The following is a 24058-nucleotide window of genomic DNA, read 5'->3' on the forward strand; positions in this document are numbered from 1 at the left end:
GGCCTACTCGTTTAGCGCCAGTTAAGCGCCTCAACATCAGGTAATGTCCAAACAAAATCCGCACCCATTAGCTGGGATGGCGTCATTGATCCACTCATTTCAACCCCTTTCGCTAAGTGCTCAGCAATGGCCAACGGCGCGGTAATGGTCAATTCATAGCCATTTGGCGTTGAGAAACATGCTTCAACAGTATTACCCTGCGCATCCATGGCCTTACCCCAAAGGTACATGCGTGCTTTTGCTCGTGCATCGGCATCGGGCCCAACAACCGTCTTCTCGATTCGGCGTTTGAGAAAGTTCTGTACTAATTTTAAACCAAATAACCAACGGAGTTTGTAGGCTCCTCGAGCTTTGTCAGCCGTGGCTTTAGAGGCTGGTACAAAGACTTTGATATTAGGTATTTTAGTACTGCTGTAAGCGGTACTGATATCCCCCCACGGGATAGTCATCGCAAACTTTTTACCAACGGCACCACCAAAATCTATCTCGGCCGTATGCTGTGCCACCGGCTCTGACTTTAATTCGCCATCAATACGAGAAAAGCCGCCCTTCGCCAGCCCCTCAACGGAAGTCTTTGCTGTGCCTTGGCTTAACTGTTTACTGCCCGCAAAACCTAACTCCAACGATACCGCTGATGGCAATTTTTGCGCTAGGGTTGCCGCTAGACAATCCGTTGGTACCACATCAAAACCTGCCCCTGGACAAACGACAATACCGGCGGCTTTTGCAGCTTCACTAATCTCTGGAGTCTGGACATACTCAAAGATCGCCATCTCACCGGTAATATCAATGTAGTGGGCCTTTCCTGAAATACAGGCCGCAATAACTTGCTTAGCCGTAGCGGAGAACGGGCCTGCACAATTGACGATTACGGAACTATTCGCCGCCAGCTTTGCCAGCGCTGCACTATCATTTACGTCGGCAACCTGATATTCCAGACCAAGACGCTGCGCAACCTGTTTCAATTTTTCCTCGTTACGCGCCGATAGCAGCGGCTTCAGCCCAGCTTTAGCCGCTCGCTCCGCTAGCAAACCGCCTGAATAACCTGTTGCACCGTAAATTACCCAGCTCATACTGTTTTCTCCTAATCGTTTTTTTGCGATGAGTTAGTCGCCATCGCTTCATACATATCATAATCACACATCTTCATACCCAGAGCTTGATACGTTTTTTGCGCAACTTGGTTCTCTTTTTCTACATAAAGCCTAAAGCCGATTGCACCGGCTGCCGCTCCGAGTGTTTGCACCTTACTATAGAGTTGCTGGTACAACCCCTGACGTCGACAGCTAGGTACTACGTAAACACTTTGTATCCACCAAAAAAAGCCATTACGCCAATCACTCCACTCGTAGGTCACCATGAGCGAGGCCACTACCTCACCCTCGGCTTCAGCAACAAGATAGAAACCTCTATCAGAAGAGCTTAATACTGCTGAAACCCCTCTCAGTAGTACTGATTCATCCAGCTCTTTCTGCTCAGTTTCCCAGGCCATTCTTTGGTTAAAGCTAACTAAGGACCGAACATCCGCTTCAGTAGCGCGACGAATCTCAGGGGAATTATTGGTGCTTTTGATGGTCATACTGACAGAACTCCAAAGATACCTACAGTCGCCACTGCGACTATAAGAAAATGAAAAATTGGCAAAATCTCAACGATTCGTGAATACAATACTTAGAATGCAGTGTTACTATGCATTAATGCTTATATTGCTTTCACACTAGCCAACTTACACTTTAATCAACTGTAGCCCCAACAACAAGGCATCTTATGACCGAGCAAAGCGCCACCAATAAAAAGCCGCTTTTATTCTTCATTATCGGAATCATTGCGATTGCAGTCATCACCTTAATCGTTATTAACGATGATAATACCACCGCAATGGAGACCGTCGAGGTTGATGTGGCAGCCGACTCTGCCATTGAAACCCCACCAGTTGAGCCTGAGCCTGAACCGACTCAGCAAGCCGAGTTAATTGAGACTGCCAATGAGCTGAATGTCGAGCCCGAGATTATTGAGCCCAAACCACAACCCGTTCCAATCAACCAAAGTGACGAGCCTTTCGCACTGAGTGTTGCCCAGCTTGGCCCTGCGCACCCCGTGATCGAATGGCTTGAGCCAACTCAAATACTCCGTAAGACCGTTGCGATGGTTGATGCTTTGTCACGCGGTGAACTCATGTTTAAAAACCGCCCTATTGCCAATACGGTACTTGAAGGGGCTTTTTTAGTGGAGAATCAGCCTGGCCGAATCGAACTCTCTTCGAGTAACTTTGCGCGTTATGACACGGTGATCAGTGCCATTGAATACGTAGACGAAGACACTGCTATTGAACTCTACCATTTTTGGTCTCCTCGCCTTGAGGAAGCCTATGCAGAACTCGGGATTCCAACCTCTTTCGATCAAGCATTCCGCGCCGCTCTTCAACGCGTGGTGAATGCTCCCGAAGTGGCTGGGAATATAGAGCTTGTGAGGCCGTCGGTTTACTATAAGTTCGCCGATCCTCGCTTAGAAAACCTTTCCGACGTAGAGAAGTTGATGATCCGAATCGGACCTGCGAATGCGGCCCGACTTAAAGCCAAAGTGCAGCAGCTTATTAATGCCTTAGATAGTAATCCCGTTTAGCACAAGCACTCTTATTGTTGGCTAAAAACGCTCAGGAGGTTGCGAGCAACATAGGCGCTCTATTTGTAGAGGCTGTTGTTCGCATTCCATTTTCAATTGTCGTGCTTATTTTGCCTAACCTTAGTCAATCACTGTTTAGCTCAATCCACTAAAGTTGTTTACTTGCTGAATAGTTTATTCCGTTTTACTTCGCTGCTGCCACAATACCGCTGTCAAAATTAGCGCTAACCCCACGAACGTTGTTACATGCAGCTGCTCCCCCAGAATCAAACCAATTAGAATCAGTGAAATAAATGGCGATAGAAAGATAAGATTGGCGACCTTTGAGACATTAACCGCGGTTGATAACGCTTTTTGCCACAGCAAAAAAGTGATGCTCATTTCAAATAATCCTACCCATAGAACGCTGGCATAGGAAGGGTTGTCAGGCCAACTCTCACCTGAATAGAATACCATTAGCCAAACTGCCGGAAGCGCTACGCTAAAGCTTATTGCTAAATTTACTAAGGAATCACCGCTAATTTTAGTTGAAAGCAACCAATACCCAGCCCATAGCAACGTGCTGAATAGTGCCAACGACAACCCAAGCAGATCAATATCAAACTCAGCCGGCGACTTCCCCTGAAGAGCAATCACCACTACACCGAAATAGCCCAACACACTCGCTATCTTATCCACCCGTCGCAGCGGCTTCTTTAATAGTGGCACTGCCAGCCAAGAAAATGCGATAGCCCAAGTATAATTAACTGGTTGGGCGATCTGCGCAGGTAGACGATCATAGGCTTCAAAAAGCACTAAATAGTAGGCTGCCGGGTTTAATAATCCTGCCAGTGCCAGAAGGCTGAAACGCTTCCTAAAGGTAGTTTGAATATTAGCTCGGGACGATGTACTGAACACTACTAACCAAAGTACTAACGTGGAAACCGTTACCGACAGCGCCAGTAACTGAATCACTGAAAAGTCCTTCAGTGCTAACTTAAAAGCCGTAGCAACGGTTGACCAAAGCAGAACAGCAGCCAGGCCGTATAATATTGATGGATGCATCGAATTCTCGTGTTTATAAAAAAACGGAGCGCCTCGCGCTCCGTTTTATATAGAAAGCTGTGCCCGTTAGAATCAAATTTTCCAACTCATTAAGGTCTCGTCACCATATTGCTTGGACCAATCTTTTAATACCTTGGGTGCTCGTTTTAACTTCTCAACAACCTCGCCAGTGTGAGGATTTTTATATCGACCCACTGGTACTTTAGGTTCATCACTAACACGCTTTTTCTTCGCTGACTTCTTTAGCTTCGCCGATGGTTTGGTAATAGCTGCCTTCAACTGAGGGTTATCGGCAAAAAATGCGGCAAGCTTCGCGAGATATTTAGGAGGATTCTTTTGCTTAGCCGCCGCTTTGACAACGCTCAGAAACTTATCCCCTTTAGCGCTTAAAAGATCAACTTCTGACAAACCATAGTCTGCAGCTAAGCGTTTCATCACGTTGCCAAACTCTTCTATACCCTGCAACTTATCGGCCTGGGCCTGCTTTAACGCCTCAAGCTTCTCTAGCTGCTTTTTATGCGCTTGGATTTCTTTATCAATATCAATGTTGAGTAAGCCCATTTAAGGCCCCCTTTATTAGTTTAGATTTATTGAAATTGATGCTTCGCAATGCTTTCTGCGCTACGTTTCCGATAAACCATGCTAAATCCTCTTAGCAATCTTGTTACACTCGTTTACGGCTGAAGCATGTGCTCTAATTATAACCATAATAAACTAGTTGGCTAGCCTACTATATGTAATAGTAAGTAATGGCTTTAATGTGAAAATTTGGTATCTCTAACATTATGAATAAATTTCTACTTCGTATTCTACTACCCCTAACGGTAGTTATCTTATTAGCGTTTGCGGTAATCTTTATTGCCGGGCAGTTATCAACGGCTCGCCTAGATGGCACCGTGGATTCAACTCATATTAGTGCGCCTGTCGTTGTTTCTCGTGATAGTTATGGCGTTCCTCATATCACTGGAGAATCGCGAGCAGATATTGCCTTTGCGATGGGCTACCTTCACGCCCAGGAACGCTTCTTTCAAATGGATTTGCTGCGCCGCGCCGCCGCGGGCGAGTTGAGTCAACTTGTGGGCGAAATGGCGATCGACCGTGACAAACGCTACCGATCTCATCTACTCAGAGAAAAAGCGTTAGCGGCCGTTGATGCCTTACCAAGTAATCACCTAAACATCGCAAGCGCCTATACTAACGGTGTCAATCAAGGGCTGGCTGAGCTCACCGTTCGCCCCCCAGAATACTGGCTGTTGGGCCAGGCTCCCAAGCCTTGGTTAATTGAAGATAGCTTTCTGGTGAGTTTTTCAATGTGGATTCAATTGAATGATGAAGAAGCGTCTTTTGATCGAATTCGTCATAAGTTCTCTAACGCAGCACCCACTGCTCTTCATGCATTCCTTGCGCCAACCTTCTCTGAATGGGAAGCTCCACTCACTGCGTATGAATATCAACTACCCGCTACGCCATCCGCAGAGCTTATTGACCTATCCCTTAACACTGAGCTTGCTGAGCAGACCATTGATGTTGAGCAATTTAGCGCAATAGGTAGCAACAATTGGGCCATAGCAGGAAGTCGTAGTTCAACGGGTAAAGCCATTCTAGCCAATGACATGCATTTGGGTATCCAAGTGCCCAATACCTGGTATCGCGTTAGCTTCCAGGCCGGCGAAGCTACTCCAATGGTTGGCGTAAGCCTTCCTGGTGCCCCACTTATCGTAGCGGGCTCTAACAGTATGGTTGCATGGGGATTTACCAACTCCTATGGCGATTGGAGTGATCTCATTAGCTTAGAGTTAAATGAAGATAGCACTGCCTATCGAACTAACGCTGGCTGGGAAGCAATTCAGATTCAAATTGAAGATATTCTTCTGCCAGATGGAAGATCCGTGCAACACGAAGTCCAGCTAAGCCGTTGGGGACCGATCTTGGCAAACAACGATGGCGGGACCTACGCCACCCGGTGGCTGGCTCACGAAGCTCAAGCTGTTAATCTAAACCTGCTTGAAATGGAGCATGCCGCCAACGTGCACGAAGCTAAAATCGTGTGCAACCAATCTGGCATTCCCCCGCAAAACTGCACCATGGCAGATAGTGAAGGAAATATTGGCTGGACTATTGGTGGCTATATTCCACAACGTATAGCCATTGATTACGGCGTACCAATAGCCTGGCAGGTCGCAGATATTAGCTGGGATCAGCAACTTAATATTGCCGACTACCCTGCCATTATCAATCCTGAAAGTGGACAAATTTGGACGGCCAACGCTAAGGTAGTCACTGGCGCAATGTTGGAGAAAATTGGCTCGGACGCCTACGACCTTGGCGCTCGTTCGATGCAAATTCGCGATAACCTGAGTACGCTTGAAAACGCGGATGAATTTGATCTATTCGCCATTGCCTATGATGATCGCGCGCTTTTCTATCAACGTTGGGCAGATCACTTAATCTCAAGACTTGATGAATCTTCGGAGCTTCGGCATCAATCAGCCGCTCTTGCATTACGCAACTGGAACGGCAGAGCCGAGGCCTCCCAGATGGGTATGTCACTGGTGGCGGAATATAGAACTGCGCTTATTTCAGACGTTTATCAACGAATAGGGCAATGGCTGAACACTGAGTTCAATGCCAAGTTAACTGAGCGAGAAGCAGCTCGGATAAGCAGAGGCGAAGATACCGTATGGCAGCTCCTTCAGGATCAGCCGCCGCATTTCTTGCCTTACGGGGTGTCGTCTTGGAAGGAGTATGAATTGGCTATTTTCGATGAAATTATCACGCCGTGGCTAGCCGAAAATGATACCTTAAGTACACGAGCAGAATGGGGCAGTGTAAATGGCGTTACCATCTCTCACCCACTTTCAGCTGCTTTGCCGAGCGTCTTAAGGAACTTTTTAGATATGGAAAGGCTTCCTTTGAACGGCGCCACAAATATGCCGCTTGTGCAATACGGGAGTTTAGGCGCGTCGGAGCATATTATTGTGACCCCAAGTGCGGAGTCTCAGGGACTCTATAACATGCCTGGAGGCCAATCAGGCAATCCTTTTTCACCCTTCTACCGTATTGGACACACAGCTTGGGCCTCTGCCCAACCACTACCAATACTTTCCACAGGAACCGATTATCAATTCACTATTCAACCTAAGTAGCTAGCGTTAGAAATTCGGTCAATCAGCTTGCTTTGTGGAGACCACACTCGGCGTTATCGCTGAGTTTGGTTGGATCGAAGTAATGCGTTGGGGAAGGCAAGTTGTGACGTTTGAGGTAGGCCTCGATGTCTTTTTGCTGCCAATAGAAGAACGGCGCTACTCGCAGTAGGCCACGATGATCAAGCGAGACAATATCAAGCGTCTTTCGGTAATCGGTTTCGTAACGACTAATGCCCGTTAACCAAACATCGGGCTGATACGTTTGAATGGCACGTTGGAAAGGCTCCAATTTTACCTCTTTAGTAAAACGGGAAAACGCAATTTCATCCTCTGGTACCGGTACGCCCCCCGAGATGGCAAGTCGACGTTCGGTGGTAACTTGAGGAGTGAATACCTGAAGGTTTGGTTTGAACCGGCTAATGATTTGTTCAACATACTGATAGGTATGTTTAAGGTTATAGCCATGATCTACCCAAATTAACGGTAGTTCAGGCGCTTCCTTTTGCAGTGCGTGAATCAGTACTGCTGAAGTTTTACCAAAGCTCGTGGTCGCGATTGGACGCTTACTCACACTCAGCGCCCAACGGATAATTGCCGCAGGGGATTCGTGTCGAAGAGTTTTGTTAATCGCTGTTAAATCCATTTCTAGTGTCTCTACCAATCATCTATGGTAGTAACATTAAACGAAAGCTTATAACCTTATAAATACAATCTTGAACTACAACTGTAACCTTTAGTTATAAGCCCCCATTTCTAGTGGACGTTTAGTTCCCTTCAGCCGGGATATGAGAGGCGAGGTAAACGAGAGTAATCCATGCCGCAACGTTCTGATTTAATGCCTCAGGATCAATCTTATCCAATGTGTCATTAGCGGTGTGGTGGTAGTCAAAGTAGTCAGTACCATCTTGGCTCAACCGTACAACCGGTATACCGAGCTGTTGAAGGGGAATAATGTCGGGCCCACCACCTGACTCTAGTCCACCGCGCTCTATGCCTAATGGCTCCAGGATTGGGAATATTTGCTCAAACGAAGGTAATAGCGCTTCGCTGACATTGGTATCGTAACGCCACACGCGCCCAGCACCGAAATCAGACTCAGAGCCCAAAAAGTGCTGTGCTATCTCAGTCTCATGAGCCGCCGCGTATGCATACGCGCCAATCAGCCCCTGCTCTTCATTGGCAAAGGCCACCATTCGAATTGTTCGTCCAGGTCGTGCATCCTCTGAAAGAAGACGATGAGCCGCCGCTGTGGTAACCGCAACACCAGCACCATCATCTAACGCGCCGGTTCCTAAATCCCATGAATCAAGGTGTCCGCCAATGACGATAACTTCTTCTGGCCATCTAGAACCCGTTACCTCAGCAATCACATTATGCCCAGTGTAAGTGCCGGTGAAACCCGCTGAGATATCTATCGAGACCGTTAACGCTCCACGCTGAAGCAATCGCTCTACTTGGTCCGCATCGGGATTAGATAGCGCTGCCGCAGGAATCTTTGGAATGTCCTCGTCGTAACGCATCATTCCCGTATGGGCAAAACGATCGCTGTCGGTGCCTACACTACGAATTAAAACGGCTACGGCACCTTTGGCTCCTGCTACTTTGGCGCCACCACTTCTGCCCGCCACTACTGGTCCATAGCCACTGCCATCAATGGTCTTCTCCATGCGCTTATTGATGAACACAATCTTCCCAGCTACCTCTTCGTCCGCAGCAGCTTGAAGATCATCGATGGTCGCAAAGTACACCACTGGAGCAACCAACACACCATTGGTACCCACACTACCGCCGAGGGCAGTAATGGCAAGCGGCTGCTCAAATGGTGCAACCACATTAGCCATTTCATGATGGCGTTCCCATAGCGGGTACTCAACGGGCTCTAAGGTTACCTTATCGAAGCCCAGGTCACGAAAGCGTTGCTCCATCCACTCCACGCCCTTTGCGTCAGATGGCGTTCCAGGCATGCGAGCCCCCACCTCTGTGGTGAGATCTTCAACGACTTCCCACGCTACATTGCTTGCTAACATTTCGTCACGAAGTTGTGCTGCCGTTCGAAGTTGCTCATCCGTCAAAGCTCCGGCTGTTTGATTCGGCGGGGTTTGTTCGCCACCGCAACCAACCAATAGTGCCGAGAGGCACAGGAGTGGAAGTAGTTTCATGTTGTTTCCTTTATAATGTAAAAATCGACGTTATCAGGCTAACGTATAAAGCTAGTAACGGCAAAATAATGTGTTTAAGAGGTTATCAAATGGATAAAATTCACACTCACTCGGTAGTCACCTTCGATTTTGTCGCGCGGACCGCCACGGGGCAAGAGCTGGACAGTAGCGTTAAGAGAGGTGAACCGCTCCATATATTGATGGGTGCCGACAATGTTATCGAAGGAATTGAAGACGCGCTTCTCGGAAAGTCCGTAGGCGATTCAATGAACCTCGACATTCCAGCAGCGAAAGCCTACGGCGAGTACGTTGATGAGCTGGTTCAAAATGCGCCACGAGATGCTTTTCAAATCGACAGTCTTGAGGTGGGAGATCGCTTCAACGCGACAACCGAAGATGGGGAGGAAATCTCAGTAAAGGTCACCCATATCGATGGTGACTCCATTACCGTCGACGGCAATCATGAGCTAGCTGGCCTCGACCTGAACTTCAGTATCGATGTACTGGCCGTTCGTGAGGCCACCGAAGTTGAAGTAGAAATTGGGCAGGCGATTGAAGACGAAGGCTAATATCCGCTTGGATCGTTGGCTAGCCGAGCACTCAAACTTAAGCCGCAGCGAAGCCAAGGCCGCAGTGAGAGCTAAACGCGTTAAAGTAGACTGCCATCTCGCCATCAGCGCCAGCCAAAAGGTAGACTCGGAAGCGGTCATCCTAGTGGATAATGAGCTGGTTGCCATTCGTGTGCCTCAATATGTGATGTTGCACAAGCCCCTGGGCGTTATATGCGCAACCATAGATGGGCTTCACCAAACGGTAATAGACCTCCTGCCCCCAGCCTTCAAAACCCTCCACCCGGTTGGGAGACTGGACAAGGAGACTACTGGCCTCGTCATCCTTACTGACGATGGTCAGTGGAGCCACCGAGTTGCTCACCCCAAGTACAATTGCGAGAAGCGTTACTTAGTCACTACTAAATGGCCGATCCCTGAAGCAACCATTGAACGCCTCCTCGCTGGCGTTGTCTTACGTGACGACCCAACTCCCGTGGCGGCCAAATCTATCGATCGATTGGCCGACAACCAGCTCATGATTACAATTAGCGAAGGACGCTATCATCAAGTTCGGAGAATGATTGCGGCCTGTGAAAATCGTGTAATGCAATTGCATCGCACCAATATTGGCTCCTTGGAACTGGATATTAGTGAGGGAGAATGGCGACAATTAACGCCCGAAGAGGTTTCATCATTAGCATGACAGATCCAGCCATTGAATTATTAAAGCCCTTCGTCTGTGGCGATACCTTGCTGCTAGCAGACGAGCATTGGTCGCTCGAAGACTGTATTAAAGCCAAACACTGTATCACCAATCGGTTTCGTTCAGCGCTACCGGATTCCGTTCTTTTTAACGACTTCGTTGCGCCTCAAGATGAGCAGTATTCGCGCGTCGTTTATCGACTGAGTAAGGAGCGGGCCGTCGTCTATCGCTGCCTAAATCTCGCCGCGGAAATGCTTTCTCTTAATGGTCAACTAGTCATCGCAGGTGGTAATAAAGAAGGGATTAAGACCGCGCTGAAGCAGGCCAAGCAGCTGTTCGGGCCACAAATTGAAACCACCCTTCACAGCGGTTATCGACTGGCGATTATTAGCAAGGCGCAGGCAATAACGGCTATCGATGACAACAATTATACACAGCTACGAGAACTTAACGTTAAGGGACAGGCATTCTGGTCTAAGCCTGGCCTATTTGGTTGGGACAAAGTAGATCGTGGTTCTGAGATTTTAGTTGCCGCAATTGATAAGCAGTTAGATGGATCAGTTTTAGACCTAGGTTGTGGCTGGGGCTTTCTCTCTAGGGCCGCGCTTAAGCAAGACATTGACTCATTAACCGCTAGTGACAACAACGCGGCAGCGTTGATTGCTACAACAAAGAATTTGGCACCGTGGGCCCATAAGGTGACGGTTGTAGCGGACGATTGCGGTGAATCATTAGCGGCTAGACAATTCAATCACATTATATGTAATCCACCCTTCCATCAGGGATTTGACCACCAGACTCAACTTACTGAAAAGTTCATCAACCAGAGCGCGAGGCTCGTGCGTCGTGACGGCACCGTTTGGTGGGTAGTAAATCAATTCGTGGGTGTGAGTCAGTTGGCCCAGCGGGCGTTTAACCAGCGCGACCATATCGAACGCCGAGATGGCTTTGACGTATGGCGTCTTAGCGGCCCGAAGGATTTAGCAAACTAGTAGCCGATGAAATAAAAACCAATTCCTGCGAAGACAATCGCAGCAATCAGCGGAACAGCTTGATTTAATAAGTCTCGAAACATGTGCTTACCCAGATAACAATTGCGGGCTAGTCTACTGAAGCATTCACCGCTAAGCTATCAGTGTATCGTCGCACCGAATAAGGTAAATCGCTTAATGACTGAAGCCGCTAAGCACACTATAGGGTCCGTTCTAAAAGCAAAGCTTAAACTTGGCTTAAATCTGGTTTCCGTGAGTAATCGGGATATTATCTTAATTCGTAACCGTGACGACTTCATTGCCTTTGAGAACCGCTGCCCTCACCGCAATAAGGCGCTCTACCGAGACGACTCGACGTTAGAATTCGATCAACACCACCTTATATGCCAACATCACGGAGCGATTTTTGAGCTACCACACGGAGAGTGTATTGCCGGCCCTTGCGCCGAGGAGAAGCTAACTCCAATATCCTTAAGCGCAACAGATCAAACGCTGACACTCTATTTGGCCCCGGATCATAGCGCTCAGGGTAAACACGACGACTAAGTTTTTTGCATTTTAGCCTGCCGCTTCGCAGGAATTCTTCGTTAGCAGTAAAAAAATGGGAGCCGATGAGTTTGTTTGCTAATTTGCTAGTCGCAGATTACTGGCATCCTCAAGCCAGAAAAGTCCCTTTTGATCAATTCCTGCCGGTAAAATAAAGACTTCTAGCCCCGCCGCTATTGCTTCCGTTGTTAGGAGTGCATAGTGGGGATCGATTTCGCTTGCGGGCCTTACCGAGCGAATTCCTGAATGTAACACTACATAGACTAAGTAGGTAGGCACGCCTTGTCGCGCCAAACGCGTCAATTCTCGGAGGTGTTTATGCGCTCTCACGGACTTCGCATCGGGAAATGCGCCCACCCCATCCTCTTGAATTAATAGCGTGCAACTCTTTGCTTCAACATAGCCATTCAGCTTCGACTCAGTTTGCAGAAGAAAATCAATTCGACTGCCTTCTTCTCCGTATTTTTGTTCCGCTATACAATTTGTGTAATGAGAGTGTGAGGCCATCAATCGACGCTCCAGTGCTTGCCCCAAAAACTCATTGGCGCGCTGCGGGTTCACACAAATCCAATGCCCTGACTGCGTTTCCGTCAGCTCCCATGTGTAGCGGTATTTACGAGACGGCTTATCACTGATGCTTAACCAAACTGTATCACCAGCCTGCCCACAGCCTGTCATTGCTCCTGTATTAGGGCAATAAACGGTTACTAACTCTCCAGACAGCTCTACGTCGGCTAGGAATCGCTTGTAACGCCGAATTAAGACTGCTGGCGTCAGTGACATCTGGACTAAATATTCTCTTGAACTCAAAGACACGCTAGCTTCCATTCAACAATTATTAGTGGAATTTTGAGTTTGCATAGTGCCACCTTTAAAAGGTACGCTTCAAGTTGAACTAAAATTATTGGCCATCCCGTATAATTCTTTTGGGAAGTACCCATTTTTTACTAGCTAAAAACATTTTTTTTTGCTACTTTCCGCTGCCTCGAAATTTTGAGAGAGTTTCGAGATTCGGAATTTTGATATTAGTTGTTTTTCAATGAGGGTTGTGACAATGGCAAATCAAGCCAGTTTTTCACTTCATGGCATCGCTCCCTATAAAGAAAAAAAGGGCGAAGAGTACATGAATATCAAGCAGCGTGAGCACTTCACTGCGTTGCTACAAGCCTGGAAGAAAGAACTCATGGAAGAAGTTGACCGCACCGTTTCGCATATGCGTGATGAAGCGTCCAACTTTCCTGATCCCGCCGACCGTGCTACTCAGGAAGAAGAATTCAGTTTAGAACTGCGTACTCGTGACCGTGAACGCAAACTGATTAAGAAAATTGAATCAACACTCGATTTGATTGAAGCAGATGATTACGGTTACTGTGAAACCTGTGGTGTTGATATTGGCATTCGCCGCCTTGAGGCGCGCCCTACAGCTACTTTGTGTATCGACTGCAAAACACTCGATGAAATCAAAGAACGCCAGATGGCCTAAACAATGAAGAGCCGAAGCCTTGCTTCGGCTTTCTTTTTTCTATGATAGGAAGATTTGCTCCCACCCCATCAGGACCACTCCACTTTGGCTCCCTCTGTTGTGCCTTAGCCTCGTTCCTCGACTGCCGCGCAAACCAAGGGGTTTGGCGACTTCGAATTGATGATATTGATCCGCCTCGCTGTGTTTCGGGGAGCGCAGAGACTATCCAACAACAACTGCAAGACTTTTCGCTCTTCTGGGACGGAGACATCACTTGGCAGAGTCAGCAGCTGCAAGCCTACCAAGACCAATTGCTACGACTTGTTAATGACGGGGCTGTGTATCGTTGCAACTGCAATCGAAAGCAACTCCAAAGCCAAAATGGATTTGAGCTGGGCTATTGTATAAATCATCCTCCGGCTGCGAACGAAACTTGCGCCTTGAGGATGAATCTTCAAGGTGAGCAGTCATGGCATGACCTATTCCTTGGGCCGCAAAACTTTGATATCTCAACCCACCCAGAACTCTGTGTGCGCCGCCGAGATGGGTTGATTGGCTATCCCCTCGCCACCGTTTTAGATGACATCTCAATGGGCATCACACACGTTATTCGCGGCGCTGACTTGCTTCCAGCGGCGGCAAGTCAACTGGCTCTCTTCGCCTATTTGGATTACCCGGCGCCACAATTTGGTCATATTCCCATCGCCACCAACGTGGACGGCAATAAGCTATCAAAGCAGAATCATGCTGAGCCTCTGCGCTCAGCAAACCGTCCGCAACAACTTCGAGCAGCGCTAGCTCATTTGGGGCAAGCGTCCAGTGAAGCTACAGGTAGTGTCGAGGACGTTATTCGCCAAGCGATTTCATCGTGGGATCGAAGTGCCGTCCCGCAAGGGCGTTAAACTCAACGATTGAATTGGCAGGGGTACCGACGAATGCTACTGGACAGCGCAGCAAGATTACGGCTAAATGCTGGGAGCCAAAGGAAATCATCATGAACCGCACCGTCTTATTTATCATTATTTTGGGTTATTTATTGTCGCCTTACGTTTACACTTGGCTGGCTGACCCAAATGGTTCTTGGTATAGACCGTTCATAGTTTGGGGGCTATCTGCGCTGATTCTATCTATTATGTCTGGGAGAATTAGTCGTGACTCTTGAGCCATGGATTGTAGGGCTCTATGCCTTTCTTTATTTACTGTCATTATTTGGCTTAGCTACGCTTTCTGAAAAGAACATCATTCCGGTAAAAATTAGCCGCAGCCCCCTTATTCACACCTTAGCTCAAGGTACTTTTATTTCGGCTTGGGGCTATTATGGCATTGTATCGTTAGCACAGAACTATGGTTATGGGGCTTTAGCCTACTACCTAGGTGCTGGCGCTATGCTGCTCTTCGCTCCATTCTTACTGATTCCAATGAGTAGAATTGCCAACCAATTTCAACTCAATTCTTTTGCCGACCTCATGGTGTTCCGCTTCCCGTCCGCCAAACTTGGGGTGTCGGTAACCTTAATTCTCCTCGTTTCCGCCCTACCGTTGCTTGCACTGCAAATCAAGGCCGTCGCAGAAGCTTGGCAAGTACTTAAGGTTAGCAACATCGAAACGGTCAGCCTAAACTGGGCCCACGCTACGCTGTTCGTCATTGTCACCACTGTCTTCACCCTCGTATTTGGCTCTGGACGGCTCAACTTGAATGGCTTGGTGGTTGCGCTGGCAGCAGAATCGATACTTAAATTGGTGGGGATCTTGGCGGTAGGTATCGTTGCTACCTTCATGGTCTTCGACGGAATTGATGACCTAAACCAATGGTTAGTAAGTAATCCGGACCAGGCACAAATCCTCTATCAGATACGAGGGCAAAATAATTCGCCCTGGCTCGTCCTCATCTTTCTCTCTGGCAGTATTTTGGTGCCACATGCCTTCAACTACAACAACGGTCGTAAGCTTCAGCTAAAAACCTTACGAATGGGCAGTTGGCTCATTCCCATGTATTTGATGCTCATGGCACTCCCGCTCTTTCCTATCATCTGGGCCGCGAACAGTTTGGGCGCACCGCTGGCTAACACCGATTACGCAGCACTGGGTATTGCTCTCGCGCTTGAAAATCCGTGGCTTTTGATCATTATCCTATTCGGTGGCCTGTCCGCCGCTACCGGCACCATGGTGGTCGTGTTACTCACCGTCACCAGCATGACGCTCAACCATCTCGTTCTGCCATCAACGGGCATGCCCTCTCGAACCAGTCTCTATCGTTGGCTAGCAACTTGGCAGCGCTATCTAGTCGTTATTCTCGCGGCCGCTTCGCTCTTCTTTTGTTATCTTGTCGCGGATGCCAGCCTCACGGACTTGGCGTTCACCGCCTTCATGGGGACCTTGCAACTTACCCCGGCACTTTGCGCACTTGTGCTATGGCCGGAAGCCCGCGGCAGAGCAATTAGCGCAGGGGTTCTGACTGGCGGCATCTCTTGGTTCCTCTTGATGGTTGTGCCACTAGTCTTAGGTTACCCCGCGGTACAGCTCGATTTACTAGGTTTCCAACTGGGTTTCGGCCCAGCTGAATGGCAAAGCACGCTGATGGCATCCTTTGGCTTGAACGTGGTTGTGATGGTGATCTTCCATCACCTCACTCATCAAACCGAAGAGGAACTTGCAGCGGCTAAGTTGTGCGGCCTGAATGACATATCTGTCCCCTCTCGTGAGCGACTCGTTGCGCTCACTCCCCAGGCAATGATTGAAGCGCTCTCTCCCGCACTCGGCAAGCCCGTGGCCATGGCGGAAGTTCGTCGGGCACTTAAACAACAATCGCTGAATCTCAACGAACGCCGTCCGTCCGAGCTCCGTAAGACTCGTGATCAAATTGAAGCTAATTTATCTGGTTTAATGGGCCCATCAATTGCTAAAGAGGTTGTTGATGACAGCTTGCCGATGCGCGAAGTGGTCGCCGATGACCCCGTGGATCTAGTGCAGCTAGAGCAACGTCTCTCTGAGAGCCGAAGTGCACTTCCCGGTATGGCGGCGGAGCTGGATCGATTGCGGCGACACCATCGTAATACCCTTGAGCAAATGCCTATCGGTGTCGCAACCTTTACTACCGATTTCGAGATAATGCTGTGGAATAAAACGCTGGAGAATATTACTCACATCTCTCCCGAACGCGCGACTGGGACCGTCATGACCGCCCTCCCTGAGCCCTGGGGTGAAGCCCTGCATACTTTTGTTTCGAGTGGTAACAACTTTCAACGTTTGCAACTGATTGTTGACGGAAAGCGACGCTATCTGGATCTTTCGAAGGCTCGCCGTGGTCGTAATTTTAAGGAAGGCGACAGCCGGATTCTGTTGGTCGAAGACCGAACGGAGATTGAGCAACTCCAGGAACAACTGCTTCACAAGGAGCGGCTTTCTTCTATCGGCCGCCTGGCCGCTGGGGTAGCTCACGAAATTGGCAATCCCGTAACAGGTATTACCTGCCTTGCTCAGGAATTAGAGGAAGGCGTCAGCGCCGATGATGCAGCGGAAATTGCTGCTCAAATACAGATTCAAACTGGTCGCATCAGTAATATTGTTCAGTCTATGGTCAACTTCTCCCATCCAGCCGGCGCTAGTGACCTATCTATTCGCATTGATATCAACCGCTGTATTAACGACGCTATAGCGCTATTGGCATTGCAACATCATCGCAAGTCTGTCAATTACCTGAATAACTTGGAAGATGCGATTGAGGTTATGGGCGATCCAACGCGCTTAACTCAGGTATTTGTCAATTTACTCGCGAATGCCCGCGACGCATCGGAAGACGAGGCGGATATTAGGATTAGCGCTAAGTTAAGAGGTCAATGGTGCTTTGTGCGAGTTCAAGATGACGGCCATGGGATTGATGCTAACCACATAAAGAAGCTATTCGATCCGTTCTTTACAACTAAGGAAGTTGGTCAAGGCACCGGATTAGGCCTTGCCATTGTCTATAATATTATCCGCCAGCATGGCGGAGAGATCGACGTCGCTTCGCCAAGAAGCAATCAGTCTCAGGGAACCGAATTCACCATTTCTCTGCCGTTAGCGCCAGAAGAAAGTGAATGATCGTCAATACCTAACGTTACCGGTAACACTTTTCGCTTGCATGCGGTAACGTTAATTGGCAAACTCAGTGTCCAGAAAATAGTCAACGGACGGAAGTTGTATGCCCCACATCTTAGTTGTTGAAGATGAAGCTATTATTCGCGGCTCTATAAAACGCCTATTGTTGAAGGCTAATTATCAGGTTACCGAAGCAACCTCTGTGGCCGATGCGTTAAGCAAAGGCGAATTGGGCCAATACGACCTGGTACTCAGTGATCTTCGTATGCCAGGCGGTGAAGGCACTGAACTAATACCTTTTTCAACTGAAACTCCCGTCCTTATCATGACTAGCTACGCCAGTATGAAAACTGCCGTTGATGCGCTGAAAGCCGGTGCGGCTGACTACATCGCCAAACCGTTCAGTAATCAAGACCTCCTTTCTAGTGTTGCAAAGAATTGCAAAGCTAAACCCAAAGCCAAGCAAACGGGATCCACCAGTTCTACTCAATCACCAATAGGCAAACTCATTGGCCAATCGGCACCAATGAAAAAGTTGTTTAAGCTGATTTATAAAGTATCCGCCACAGATGCTACGGTACTGGTGAATGGTGAGACGGGCACGGGTAAGGAACTCATTGCTCAGGCTATTCACCAAAACTCCAGTCGCGCTGACAATGCTCTGGTATCGGTTAACTGCGCTGCGATTCCCGATACTTTGATTGAAGCAGAGCTATTCGGTCATGAAAAAGGGGCGTTTACGGGTGCTGATTCAGCTCGCGCGGGGTTGGTATCCGCTGCGCATCAGGGTACTTTATTCCTCGATGAGATTGGCGAGCTCCCGCTCGCCGCCCAGGCTAGGCTCCTTCGCGTACTTCAGGAAGGTGAAGTTCGAGCTATTGGTTCGGTTCAACCCAAATTAGTGGATGTTCGTATCGTTGCGGCAACACATAGAAACCTAAAACGGCTGGTTGAAAGCGGGGAGTTTCGCGAGGATCTATACTATCGCCTCAACGTTATTCAACTCGTCATTCCTGCACTTCGCGATCGCGGTGCAGATAAACTGGAGATCGCCAATAGTCTTCTAGGTCGCTATCTTGAGAAATTCGATCGCCCTGCTACCAACTTTTCCTTAGAGGCAGAGCAAGCTATATCTCGGTACTCGTGGCCTGGAAATGTTAGGGAACTAGAGAACGCGGTTCAACGCGGCGTTATTCTCTCAGACCCCGGCAACGCAATCGAGGCTGACGATCTTGGAATTGAGACCGAGCAGAGCCCTGAAGTCATCGACGAAATCAGCGTCAACGCCACTAGCCCAAGCAGAGCACCAAGTCAGCTTGTTGAGTCGGCTGAGGCTGGCACCGATCTCGAAGAATACTTTCAACGCTTCGTGTTAGAAAACCAAGACGCGATGTCGGAAACCGAACTTGCCCGTCGACTAGGGGTATCGCGTAAGTGTTTGTGGGAGCGCCGGCAGCGTTTGGGAATTCCTAGGAAGCGTTCATCCGTCCAACCGGTCAGCTAAAACGATCAGTTTTTGCGCATTTTGTTTCTCTACCACGAAACTGTGGTAGACTCCTGCCCATTATTGTAATGAGTCAAAATCTACATCTATGCTAAATTGGTTGTTAAACAAAGTCCGCCCGTCGAAACCGCATGAGCCGGTTGCCTATTCCCGAGACGAACACATCATCTCTCGCAAGCACATTAGTCGAAATGCGCTAAAGGTAATGAGCCGCCTCCACGGCGCAAATTACGCTGCCTATTTAGTAGGTGGTGGCGTTCGCGACCTACTTCTAGGAAAGCGCCCGAAAGACTTTGACATTGCCACCGATGCCACGCCCGAAGAAGTCCGAAAACTCTTTCGCAATTCACGTATTATCGGTCGCCGATTCCGTATCGTTCATGTACGTTTTGGCCCCGAGATCATTGAGGTAACTACTTTCCGAGGACACCATTCGGACGGTGACCAGTCCACCTCCAAACAATCGGACTCTGGGCTATTGCTTCGTGACAACGTTTTTGGTGACATTGAGGACGATGCTATCCGTCGTGACTTCACCATCAACGCGCTCTACTACACCACTGAAGATTTTAGTGTTTTTGACTTCACAGGTGGTGTCAACGATTTAGATAATCGCATTGTGCGAATGATTGGCGATCCTGAAACACGATATCGTGAAGATCCAGTGCGGATGCTTCGTGCTGTTCGTTTCGCCGCCAAACTTGGCTTCGAAATTGAGAAGTCCACGGCCGCTGCCATCTACGACTGTCGCCACTTACTAGCAGACATTGCCCCAGCAAGACTGTTTGACGAAGTGAACAAGTTGTTCATGTCCGGGCAAGCGCTCGCAACACTGAACTTATTACACCAGTATCGTCTCTTCGAGATCTTATTCCCGAATACATCGCAATACCTGGAAGATCCAATTTATCGCGAATTCCTTGAGCAAACGATGCTCAATACTGACAAACGAATTCGTGCCGAGCGGCCTGTCACTCCAGCTTTCTTATATGCTGCGTTACTCTGGCCAGACTTTAACGAACGCGTAAAACTTGCCAAGGGTATGCCAATCTTCGATGCTATCCGTGAAGCCGCCAACGCGGTCTTTTCGCAGCAAATTCGGATCACTGCGGTACCCAAGCGATTCTCCGCGCAAATTCGAGAAATCTGGGAACTGCAATGGCGACTCCCTAACCGTGGTGGAAGCCGTGCGCAAAAGTTGGTAGAACAAAGTCGCTTCCGCGCGGCATACGACTTCCTCTTAATCCGTGAGGCTGCCGGTGAAGACTGCGATGGTTTGGGCTATTGGTGGACGAAGTACCAGCAAATGGATGCAGATGAACGTGCAAGTTTAGCAAGTAAAGTGCCTGCGGCTAAGCGACCTCGTCGCAGAAAGCGCCCAGGAAAGCCTAAACCAAAGAGTTAAGTCAATGCAGGCATTCATTAGCTTTGGCAGTAATCTCGGTGATCAAGTTGCAATTGTTGAGTCGGCGATTAACACGCTAAGAGCTACTAGCGCCGTGACAGTGGTGTCCGTCTCGCCTTGGTATCGATCCAAGGCAGTGGGCCCCGGAGAGCAAGGCGATTACCTCAATGGGGTTATCGAGTTAGCGACCAAACTTAGCGCAGTGGATCTGTTAGACTTCCTCCAAACCCTTGAACTCAATCACGGTCGCGAACGACTTATCCGCTGGGGCTCAAGAACGTTGGATCTCGATATTCTTTACTTCGATAATCAGAAAATCGAAACTGATCGTCTAACCATCCCCCACCCCAGATGTACCGAGCGCTCTTTTGTTATGCGACCTTGGGCTGATGTCGCCGCAGATCTGACACTTGATGACAAAAAAGTCGCTGATATTGCAGCAGAATTAACTGACGACCAGCTTTGCTTGTGGCAAGATAACCCTATCGACTAATCGTTTGGGGACTGCTGTAGTGACTAACGACGCCTTTACCGTAACGTCAAAACCGCTATTCATCGCTGTTGAAGGTAACATCGGAGCCGGAAAAACTCGCTTAGCACGTCGGCTCGCGGAGAGTTTAAAGGCAACGGAGCTATTAGAAACGGCGAATAGCAACCCATTCCTCAATGATTTCTATCGTGATCCAAAGCAATTTGCACTCGCTACTCAGCTGCACTTTTTATTCGCACGAAATAAGATCAATCTCCAAGTCAAAGAGGGAAGCCTCTTCGATAATCGTTATGTCTCGGACTTCCTAATCAATAAAGAACTGCTGTTTGCCTCGGTGAATCTTTCCGATCACGAGTATCAGCTTTATCAACAGGTTTACGAGTCGATGGCCATTGATTCGGTTAAACCGGATTTGGTGATCTATTTACAGACCACGACTGAACATAGTCGTCGTCAGCTGCGTGATAATCATCGTCAAATCCAGCGCCTAATTAGCGACGATTATCTGGATAAAATGAACGATGCCTACACGCGTTTCTTTCATTTCTACGATCAGTCGCCTTTACTTATCATCAATGCCTCTGAGATTGATCTTGATGACGATCAAGAGTACGAGGCGTTTTTCCAGTGTTTGCTGGCGAACCGACATGGCCGCCACTACTACAACCCAATACCGATGGCGATTTAACGCCGAGAGATGCAATGAATAAAGTAACCATTCAAACCTTACAGAAGCTTAAATTAGAACGACAGAAATTTGCCGTCGTCGCTGCCTACGATGCTTCGTTTTCGACCTTATTAGCTGAAGCTGGCGTGGATGTTATCCTCGTTGGTGATTCACTTGGCATGACTGTCCAAGGTCACAATACAACGGTCCCTGTCACCATCGACGATGTCTGCTATCACACTCACGCCGTGAAGCGCGGAAATGACACGTCCTTAATTATTGGTGACCTTCCCTTCATGACCTATAGCTCACCCCAAGATGCGCTACTGAACAGCACCAAACTCATGCAGGCGGGTGCGCACATGGTGAAACTAGAAGGCGGCCGCTGGTTAGCAGAGGCCATCAAAGCGTTATCTGACTGTGGAATCCCCGTCTGCGCTCACTTAGGGCTAACACCTCAATCTGTGAATAAGTTAGGTGGCTACAAAGTCCAGGGACGCGACGCAGACTCTGCCCAGGCAATGATTGAAGATGCCATGGCTCTGGAGGCCGCTGGCGCTGATCTAATGGTGCTAGAGTGTGTTCCAAGCGTGCTCGCTAAGCGCATCAGCGAACAACTTAGTATTCCGGTTATTGGCATCGGTGCGGGTTCCGATACCGACGCCCAAGTATTGGTAATCTACGACATGTTGGGAATTTCTACCAAGTCGCCGAAGTTTTCAAAGAATTACCTGCAATACAACCCGAGTATCCCGGCGGCGCTTGCAGACTATGTCGACGAAGTAAAACGCGGTGCTTTCCCAAGCCTAGAGCACAGCTTCGAATAAGTTACTCGCGCTGCTCAACCTCTTGGTAGAGCGGCTTAAAACCCCGCGCAAGATAGTTTGGCAATGCAGCGGGGTGATCCCATGTACACGTATTCACGGTGAGTTTAGGGCTACGAAGCAAACCTTGCGCTATCGCAAACTCCAGCGCAAATTTCCCCAAGCCACGACCAACAGCGTGCGGCGCTAGACCAAAGTATTGCAGATCCGTTACGCCCTTCTCTGTGGCTAGCTCAAAATAACCTGCCGGTGTGCCCCGATCATAGATAATCCAAAGCTCGCAGCCTTCAGCGTGTGTCTGCCACTGTTCCGATGTAAGTTCTAACTTATCTGTCCACCCCCAGTCGGCGCCAACCCACCGGTAGAAGAAGGCGTTGAGAGCGCCCACCGATTGGGTGCTTTGCTTGATTTCACAACCTTCCGGCTGACTTGATACGGCCACAAAATCCGCAGATTCTATGGCCAGATAGTATACGGTTACGGCTTCACTCATAGGGCTCTTCCTTCATCACTCTGATCCACAGGACGACTGTCATTTTTAAATGATGGGCATAGTAACGTCAAACTCAGGCTTTGACGAGCAACGATAATAGTACGTAAGTCTAGTGCTTTGGAACCTGCGCCATGAGCAATGGCTATGTTAGACTTGGTAAAAACATTGAGGAAATTATCATGTCTGCAGTAATTGTCGCCGCAAAGCGGAGTCCAGTAGGTTCGTTTGGCGGATCGCTCGCTAGCCTAAGTGCCGTAGAAATTGCTACGCAAGTAGTCAAGGACTGCCTAAACAGTATCAACCTAGCACCGGAACTGGTTGACGAACTTATAGCCGGTCAGGTACTTACTGCCGGCTGTGGCCAAAACCCGGCCCGTCAGACTGCGCTTGCCGCGGGTCTTAGTCAGCAGTGCGCTAGCCTAACCATCAATAAGGTCTGCGGTTCTGGACTAAAGGCTGTCGCCCTAGCCGCTCAAGCCATTGACAATGGTGATGCCGAGATAATCATTGCCGGTGGCCAAGAAAGCATGAGTAATGCGCCGCATGTATTACCTAACAGTCGCAAGGGTCAGCGTATGGGCAACTGGAACCTCGTTGACACCATGGTTAACGACGGCCTTTGGGATGCCTTTAATGACTATCATATGGGTATCACAGCGGAGAATCTTGTTGCGGCTCACCCTACTCAAAATTTAAGCCGCACGGCGCAGGACGAATTTGCCGTAGCTTCTCACCAGAAGGCCGCAGCAGCTCAAGCAGCCGGCTGGTTCAAGCAGGAAATCACGCCTATTAGCGTTACTCCTCGTCGGGGTCCAACTGTTGAGGTTAGCCAAGACGATGGCATTAAGCCTGAGGCAAACATTGACTCGCTAAGCCGACTTCGCCCAGCATTCGATAAGAATGGTTCCGTGACTGCCGGTAATGCCTCGTCACTCAACGATGGCGCGGCGTTTGTGGTGGTCATGAGCGAAGCAAAGGCTAAGTCGTTAGGACTTACTGTGTTGGCCCATATTAGCGCGCATGCTAGCGCTGGTGTTGCACCCGAGATTATGGGCACCGGACCAGTACCAGCAACGCGAAAAGTACTCGAGAAGGCAAACTGGGAATTGGCAGAGGTTGACCTGATTGAAGCGAATGAGGCCTTCGCCGTTCAAGCACTGTGCGTTAGTCAATCGCTCGCGCTTGATAGCAACAAGGTGAACATAGGGGGGGGTGCGATTGCACTGGGACATCCCATTGGCGCTTCAGGCTGCCGAGTTTTGGTAACATTACTTCACCACCTAGAACGGACCCAATTAAAACGCGGTATTGCCACGTTATGCATTGGTGGTGGCCAAGGTGTCGCGATGGCGGTTGAACGTCGATAAGCGCAAT

General features: G+C 48.9%; 24 protein-coding genes. 16 read left to right on the forward strand and 8 right to left on the reverse strand.

Going from position 1 to position 24058, the window contains the following annotated elements; translation table 11 throughout:
• Window positions 1-11: 11 nt before the first annotated feature.
• A complete protein-coding gene (locus DFR27_RS07035; RefSeq protein ID WP_121876750.1) occupies window positions 12-1073 on the reverse strand; it encodes a saccharopine dehydrogenase family protein in 1062 nt (353 codons plus the stop codon).
• An 11-nt stretch (window positions 1074-1084) separates the two neighbouring features.
• Complete coding sequence (locus DFR27_RS07040) at window positions 1085-1579, reverse strand: GNAT family N-acetyltransferase (protein ID WP_121876751.1); 495 nt, start codon at window positions 1577-1579, stop codon at window positions 1085-1087.
• Window positions 1580-1767: 188 nt separating this feature from the next.
• Here DFR27_RS07040 and DFR27_RS07045 point away from each other — a divergent pair, with 188 nt between their 5' ends.
• A complete protein-coding gene (locus tag DFR27_RS07045; RefSeq protein WP_121876752.1) occupies window positions 1768-2622 on the forward strand; it encodes a DUF3014 domain-containing protein in 855 nt (284 codons plus the stop codon).
• A 174-nt stretch (window positions 2623-2796) separates the two neighbouring features.
• On the opposite strand, the gene DFR27_RS07050 is transcribed toward DFR27_RS07045, so the two are convergent.
• Window positions 2797-3666 carry a DMT family transporter gene (locus DFR27_RS07050; protein ID WP_121876753.1) on the reverse strand — a complete coding sequence of 290 codons (870 nt, stop codon included), beginning with the start codon at window positions 3664-3666 and terminating at the stop codon, window positions 2797-2799.
• Window positions 3667-3738: 72 nt separating this feature from the next.
• Window positions 3739-4227, reverse strand: a complete 489-nt coding sequence (locus tag DFR27_RS07055) for a DNA binding protein (RefSeq protein ID WP_121876754.1) — start codon at window positions 4225-4227, stop codon at window positions 3739-3741.
• 224 nt (window positions 4228-4451) lie between these two features.
• On the opposite strand from DFR27_RS07055, the gene DFR27_RS07060 reads away from it, so the two are divergent.
• Window positions 4452-6812 (forward strand): penicillin acylase family protein, encoded by a 2361-nt coding sequence (locus DFR27_RS07060; RefSeq protein ID WP_121876755.1) that lies wholly within the window; start codon window positions 4452-4454, stop codon window positions 6810-6812.
• Window positions 6813-6834: 22 nt separating this feature from the next.
• Here DFR27_RS07060 and DFR27_RS07065 read toward each other — a convergent pair whose 3' ends face one another.
• Complete coding sequence (locus tag DFR27_RS07065; RefSeq protein WP_121876756.1) at window positions 6835-7455, reverse strand: phosphoadenosine phosphosulfate reductase domain-containing protein; 621 nt, start codon at window positions 7453-7455, stop codon at window positions 6835-6837.
• Window positions 7456-7576: 121 nt separating this feature from the next.
• A complete protein-coding gene (locus DFR27_RS07070) occupies window positions 7577-8971 on the reverse strand; it encodes a M28 family peptidase (RefSeq protein WP_245962627.1) in 1395 nt (464 codons plus the stop codon).
• 89 nt (window positions 8972-9060) lie between these two features.
• On the opposite strand from DFR27_RS07070, the gene DFR27_RS07075 reads away from it, so the two are divergent.
• The 4 genes from DFR27_RS07075 (at window position 9061) to DFR27_RS07090 (ending at window position 11763) form a co-directional block, all read left to right on the forward strand.
• Window positions 9061-9540, forward strand: coding sequence for an FKBP-type peptidyl-prolyl cis-trans isomerase (locus DFR27_RS07075; RefSeq protein ID WP_121876757.1), 480 nt, complete (start codon window positions 9061-9063; stop codon window positions 9538-9540).
• Window positions 9524-10225 carry a pseudouridine synthase gene (locus DFR27_RS07080; protein WP_170150810.1) on the forward strand — a complete coding sequence of 234 codons (702 nt, stop codon included), beginning with the start codon at window positions 9524-9526 and terminating at the stop codon, window positions 10223-10225. Before DFR27_RS07075 ends, DFR27_RS07080 begins: the two co-directional genes overlap by 17 nt.
• Complete coding sequence (locus DFR27_RS07085) at window positions 10222-11217, forward strand: class I SAM-dependent methyltransferase (RefSeq protein WP_211327593.1); 996 nt, start codon at window positions 10222-10224, stop codon at window positions 11215-11217. Before DFR27_RS07080 ends, DFR27_RS07085 begins: the two co-directional genes overlap by 4 nt.
• Window positions 11218-11394: 177 nt before the next feature.
• Window positions 11395-11763, forward strand: coding sequence for a Rieske (2Fe-2S) protein (locus tag DFR27_RS07090; protein WP_121876760.1), 369 nt, complete (start codon window positions 11395-11397; stop codon window positions 11761-11763).
• 78 nt (window positions 11764-11841) lie between these two features.
• On the opposite strand, the gene sfsA is transcribed toward DFR27_RS07090, so the two are convergent.
• The gene (gene sfsA, locus DFR27_RS07095) at window positions 11842-12579 is read right to left on the reverse strand and encodes a DNA/RNA nuclease SfsA (protein WP_245962628.1); all 738 of its coding nucleotides are present in this window, start codon (window positions 12577-12579) and stop codon (window positions 11842-11844) included.
• Window positions 12580-12817: 238 nt separating this feature from the next.
• Between sfsA and dksA the strand changes: the two genes are divergently transcribed.
• The 9 genes from dksA (at window position 12818) to panB (ending at window position 22194) form a co-directional block, all read left to right on the forward strand.
• Window positions 12818-13246, forward strand: a complete 429-nt coding sequence (gene dksA / locus DFR27_RS07100) for an RNA polymerase-binding protein DksA (protein ID WP_121876762.1) — start codon at window positions 12818-12820, stop codon at window positions 13244-13246.
• Window positions 13247-13287: 41 nt separating this feature from the next.
• Window positions 13288-14127 (forward strand): tRNA glutamyl-Q(34) synthetase GluQRS, encoded by an 840-nt coding sequence (gene gluQRS / locus DFR27_RS07105; RefSeq protein ID WP_121876763.1) that lies wholly within the window; start codon window positions 13288-13290, stop codon window positions 14125-14127.
• 92 nt (window positions 14128-14219) lie between these two features.
• A complete protein-coding gene (locus tag DFR27_RS07110) occupies window positions 14220-14387 on the forward strand; it encodes a hypothetical protein (RefSeq protein WP_170150801.1) in 168 nt (55 codons plus the stop codon).
• On the forward strand, window positions 14377-17304 hold the full coding sequence (locus DFR27_RS07115; RefSeq protein WP_121876765.1) for an ATP-binding protein: 2928 nt from the start codon (window positions 14377-14379) through the stop codon (window positions 17302-17304). Before DFR27_RS07110 ends, DFR27_RS07115 begins: the two co-directional genes overlap by 11 nt.
• A gap of 100 nt (window positions 17305-17404) precedes the next feature.
• Window positions 17405-18805 carry a sigma-54-dependent transcriptional regulator gene (locus DFR27_RS07120; protein WP_121876766.1) on the forward strand — a complete coding sequence of 467 codons (1401 nt, stop codon included), beginning with the start codon at window positions 17405-17407 and terminating at the stop codon, window positions 18803-18805.
• 88 nt (window positions 18806-18893) lie between these two features.
• On the forward strand, window positions 18894-20210 hold the full coding sequence (gene pcnB, locus DFR27_RS07125; protein WP_121876767.1) for a polynucleotide adenylyltransferase PcnB: 1317 nt from the start codon (window positions 18894-18896) through the stop codon (window positions 20208-20210).
• A gap of 4 nt (window positions 20211-20214) precedes the next feature.
• On the forward strand, window positions 20215-20703 hold the full coding sequence (gene folK, locus DFR27_RS07130) for a 2-amino-4-hydroxy-6-hydroxymethyldihydropteridine diphosphokinase (RefSeq protein WP_121876768.1): 489 nt from the start codon (window positions 20215-20217) through the stop codon (window positions 20701-20703).
• A 19-nt stretch (window positions 20704-20722) separates the two neighbouring features.
• Window positions 20723-21388, forward strand: coding sequence for a deoxynucleoside kinase (locus DFR27_RS07135; RefSeq protein ID WP_121876769.1), 666 nt, complete (start codon window positions 20723-20725; stop codon window positions 21386-21388).
• A 14-nt stretch (window positions 21389-21402) separates the two neighbouring features.
• Window positions 21403-22194 carry a 3-methyl-2-oxobutanoate hydroxymethyltransferase gene (gene panB, locus DFR27_RS07140; protein WP_121876770.1) on the forward strand — a complete coding sequence of 264 codons (792 nt, stop codon included), beginning with the start codon at window positions 21403-21405 and terminating at the stop codon, window positions 22192-22194.
• A 1-nt stretch (window position 22195) separates the two neighbouring features.
• Here panB and DFR27_RS07145 read toward each other — a convergent pair whose 3' ends face one another.
• The gene (locus tag DFR27_RS07145; protein WP_121876771.1) at window positions 22196-22684 is read right to left on the reverse strand and encodes a GNAT family N-acetyltransferase; all 489 of its coding nucleotides are present in this window, start codon (window positions 22682-22684) and stop codon (window positions 22196-22198) included.
• A gap of 179 nt (window positions 22685-22863) precedes the next feature.
• Here DFR27_RS07145 and DFR27_RS07150 point away from each other — a divergent pair, with 179 nt between their 5' ends.
• A complete protein-coding gene (locus DFR27_RS07150; protein WP_121876986.1) occupies window positions 22864-24051 on the forward strand; it encodes an acetyl-CoA C-acetyltransferase in 1188 nt (395 codons plus the stop codon).
• Window positions 24052-24058: the final 7 nt, after the last annotated feature.

Origin of the sequence: Umboniibacter marinipuniceus, from assembly GCF_003688415.1 — a bacterium.
In the GTDB taxonomy this organism is placed as follows: domain Bacteria; phylum Pseudomonadota; class Gammaproteobacteria; order Pseudomonadales; family DSM-25080; genus Umboniibacter; species Umboniibacter marinipuniceus.

Excerpts from the sequence above, each read along its gene's own strand:
- DFR27_RS07035 (WP_121876750.1), bottom strand. The coding sequence starts at position 1,073 with ATGAGCTGGGTAATTTACGGTGCAACAGGTTATTCAGGCGGTTTGCTA.
- DFR27_RS07040 (WP_121876751.1), bottom strand. The coding sequence starts at position 1,579 with ATGACCATCAAAAGCACCAATAATTCCCCTGAGATTCGTCGCGCTACT.
- DFR27_RS07045 (WP_121876752.1), top strand. The coding sequence starts at position 1,768 with ATGACCGAGCAAAGCGCCACCAATAAAAAGCCGCTTTTATTCTTCATT.
- DFR27_RS07050 (WP_121876753.1), bottom strand. The coding sequence starts at position 3,666 with ATGCATCCATCAATATTATACGGCCTGGCTGCTGTTCTGCTTTGGTCA.
- DFR27_RS07055 (WP_121876754.1), bottom strand. The coding sequence starts at position 4,227 with ATGGGCTTACTCAACATTGATATTGATAAAGAAATCCAAGCGCATAAA.
- DFR27_RS07060 (WP_121876755.1), top strand. The coding sequence starts at position 4,452 with ATGAATAAATTTCTACTTCGTATTCTACTACCCCTAACGGTAGTTATC.
- DFR27_RS07065 (WP_121876756.1), bottom strand. The coding sequence starts at position 7,455 with ATGGATTTAACAGCGATTAACAAAACTCTTCGACACGAATCCCCTGCG.
- DFR27_RS07070 (WP_245962627.1), bottom strand. The coding sequence starts at position 8,971 with ATGAAACTACTTCCACTCCTGTGCCTCTCGGCACTATTGGTTGGTTGC.
- DFR27_RS07075 (WP_121876757.1), top strand. The coding sequence starts at position 9,061 with ATGGATAAAATTCACACTCACTCGGTAGTCACCTTCGATTTTGTCGCG.
- DFR27_RS07085 (WP_211327593.1), top strand. The coding sequence starts at position 10,222 with ATGACAGATCCAGCCATTGAATTATTAAAGCCCTTCGTCTGTGGCGAT.
- DFR27_RS07090 (WP_121876760.1), top strand. The coding sequence starts at position 11,395 with ATGACTGAAGCCGCTAAGCACACTATAGGGTCCGTTCTAAAAGCAAAG.
- dksA (WP_121876762.1), top strand. The coding sequence starts at position 12,818 with ATGGCAAATCAAGCCAGTTTTTCACTTCATGGCATCGCTCCCTATAAA.
- gluQRS (WP_121876763.1), top strand. The coding sequence starts at position 13,288 with ATGATAGGAAGATTTGCTCCCACCCCATCAGGACCACTCCACTTTGGC.
- DFR27_RS07110 (WP_170150801.1), top strand. The coding sequence starts at position 14,220 with ATGAACCGCACCGTCTTATTTATCATTATTTTGGGTTATTTATTGTCG.
- DFR27_RS07120 (WP_121876766.1), top strand. The coding sequence starts at position 17,405 with ATGCCCCACATCTTAGTTGTTGAAGATGAAGCTATTATTCGCGGCTCT.
- pcnB (WP_121876767.1), top strand. The coding sequence starts at position 18,894 with ATGCTAAATTGGTTGTTAAACAAAGTCCGCCCGTCGAAACCGCATGAG.
- folK (WP_121876768.1), top strand. The coding sequence starts at position 20,215 with ATGCAGGCATTCATTAGCTTTGGCAGTAATCTCGGTGATCAAGTTGCA.
- panB (WP_121876770.1), top strand. The coding sequence starts at position 21,403 with ATGAATAAAGTAACCATTCAAACCTTACAGAAGCTTAAATTAGAACGA.
- DFR27_RS07145 (WP_121876771.1), bottom strand. The coding sequence starts at position 22,684 with ATGAGTGAAGCCGTAACCGTATACTATCTGGCCATAGAATCTGCGGAT.
- DFR27_RS07150 (WP_121876986.1), top strand. The coding sequence starts at position 22,864 with ATGTCTGCAGTAATTGTCGCCGCAAAGCGGAGTCCAGTAGGTTCGTTT.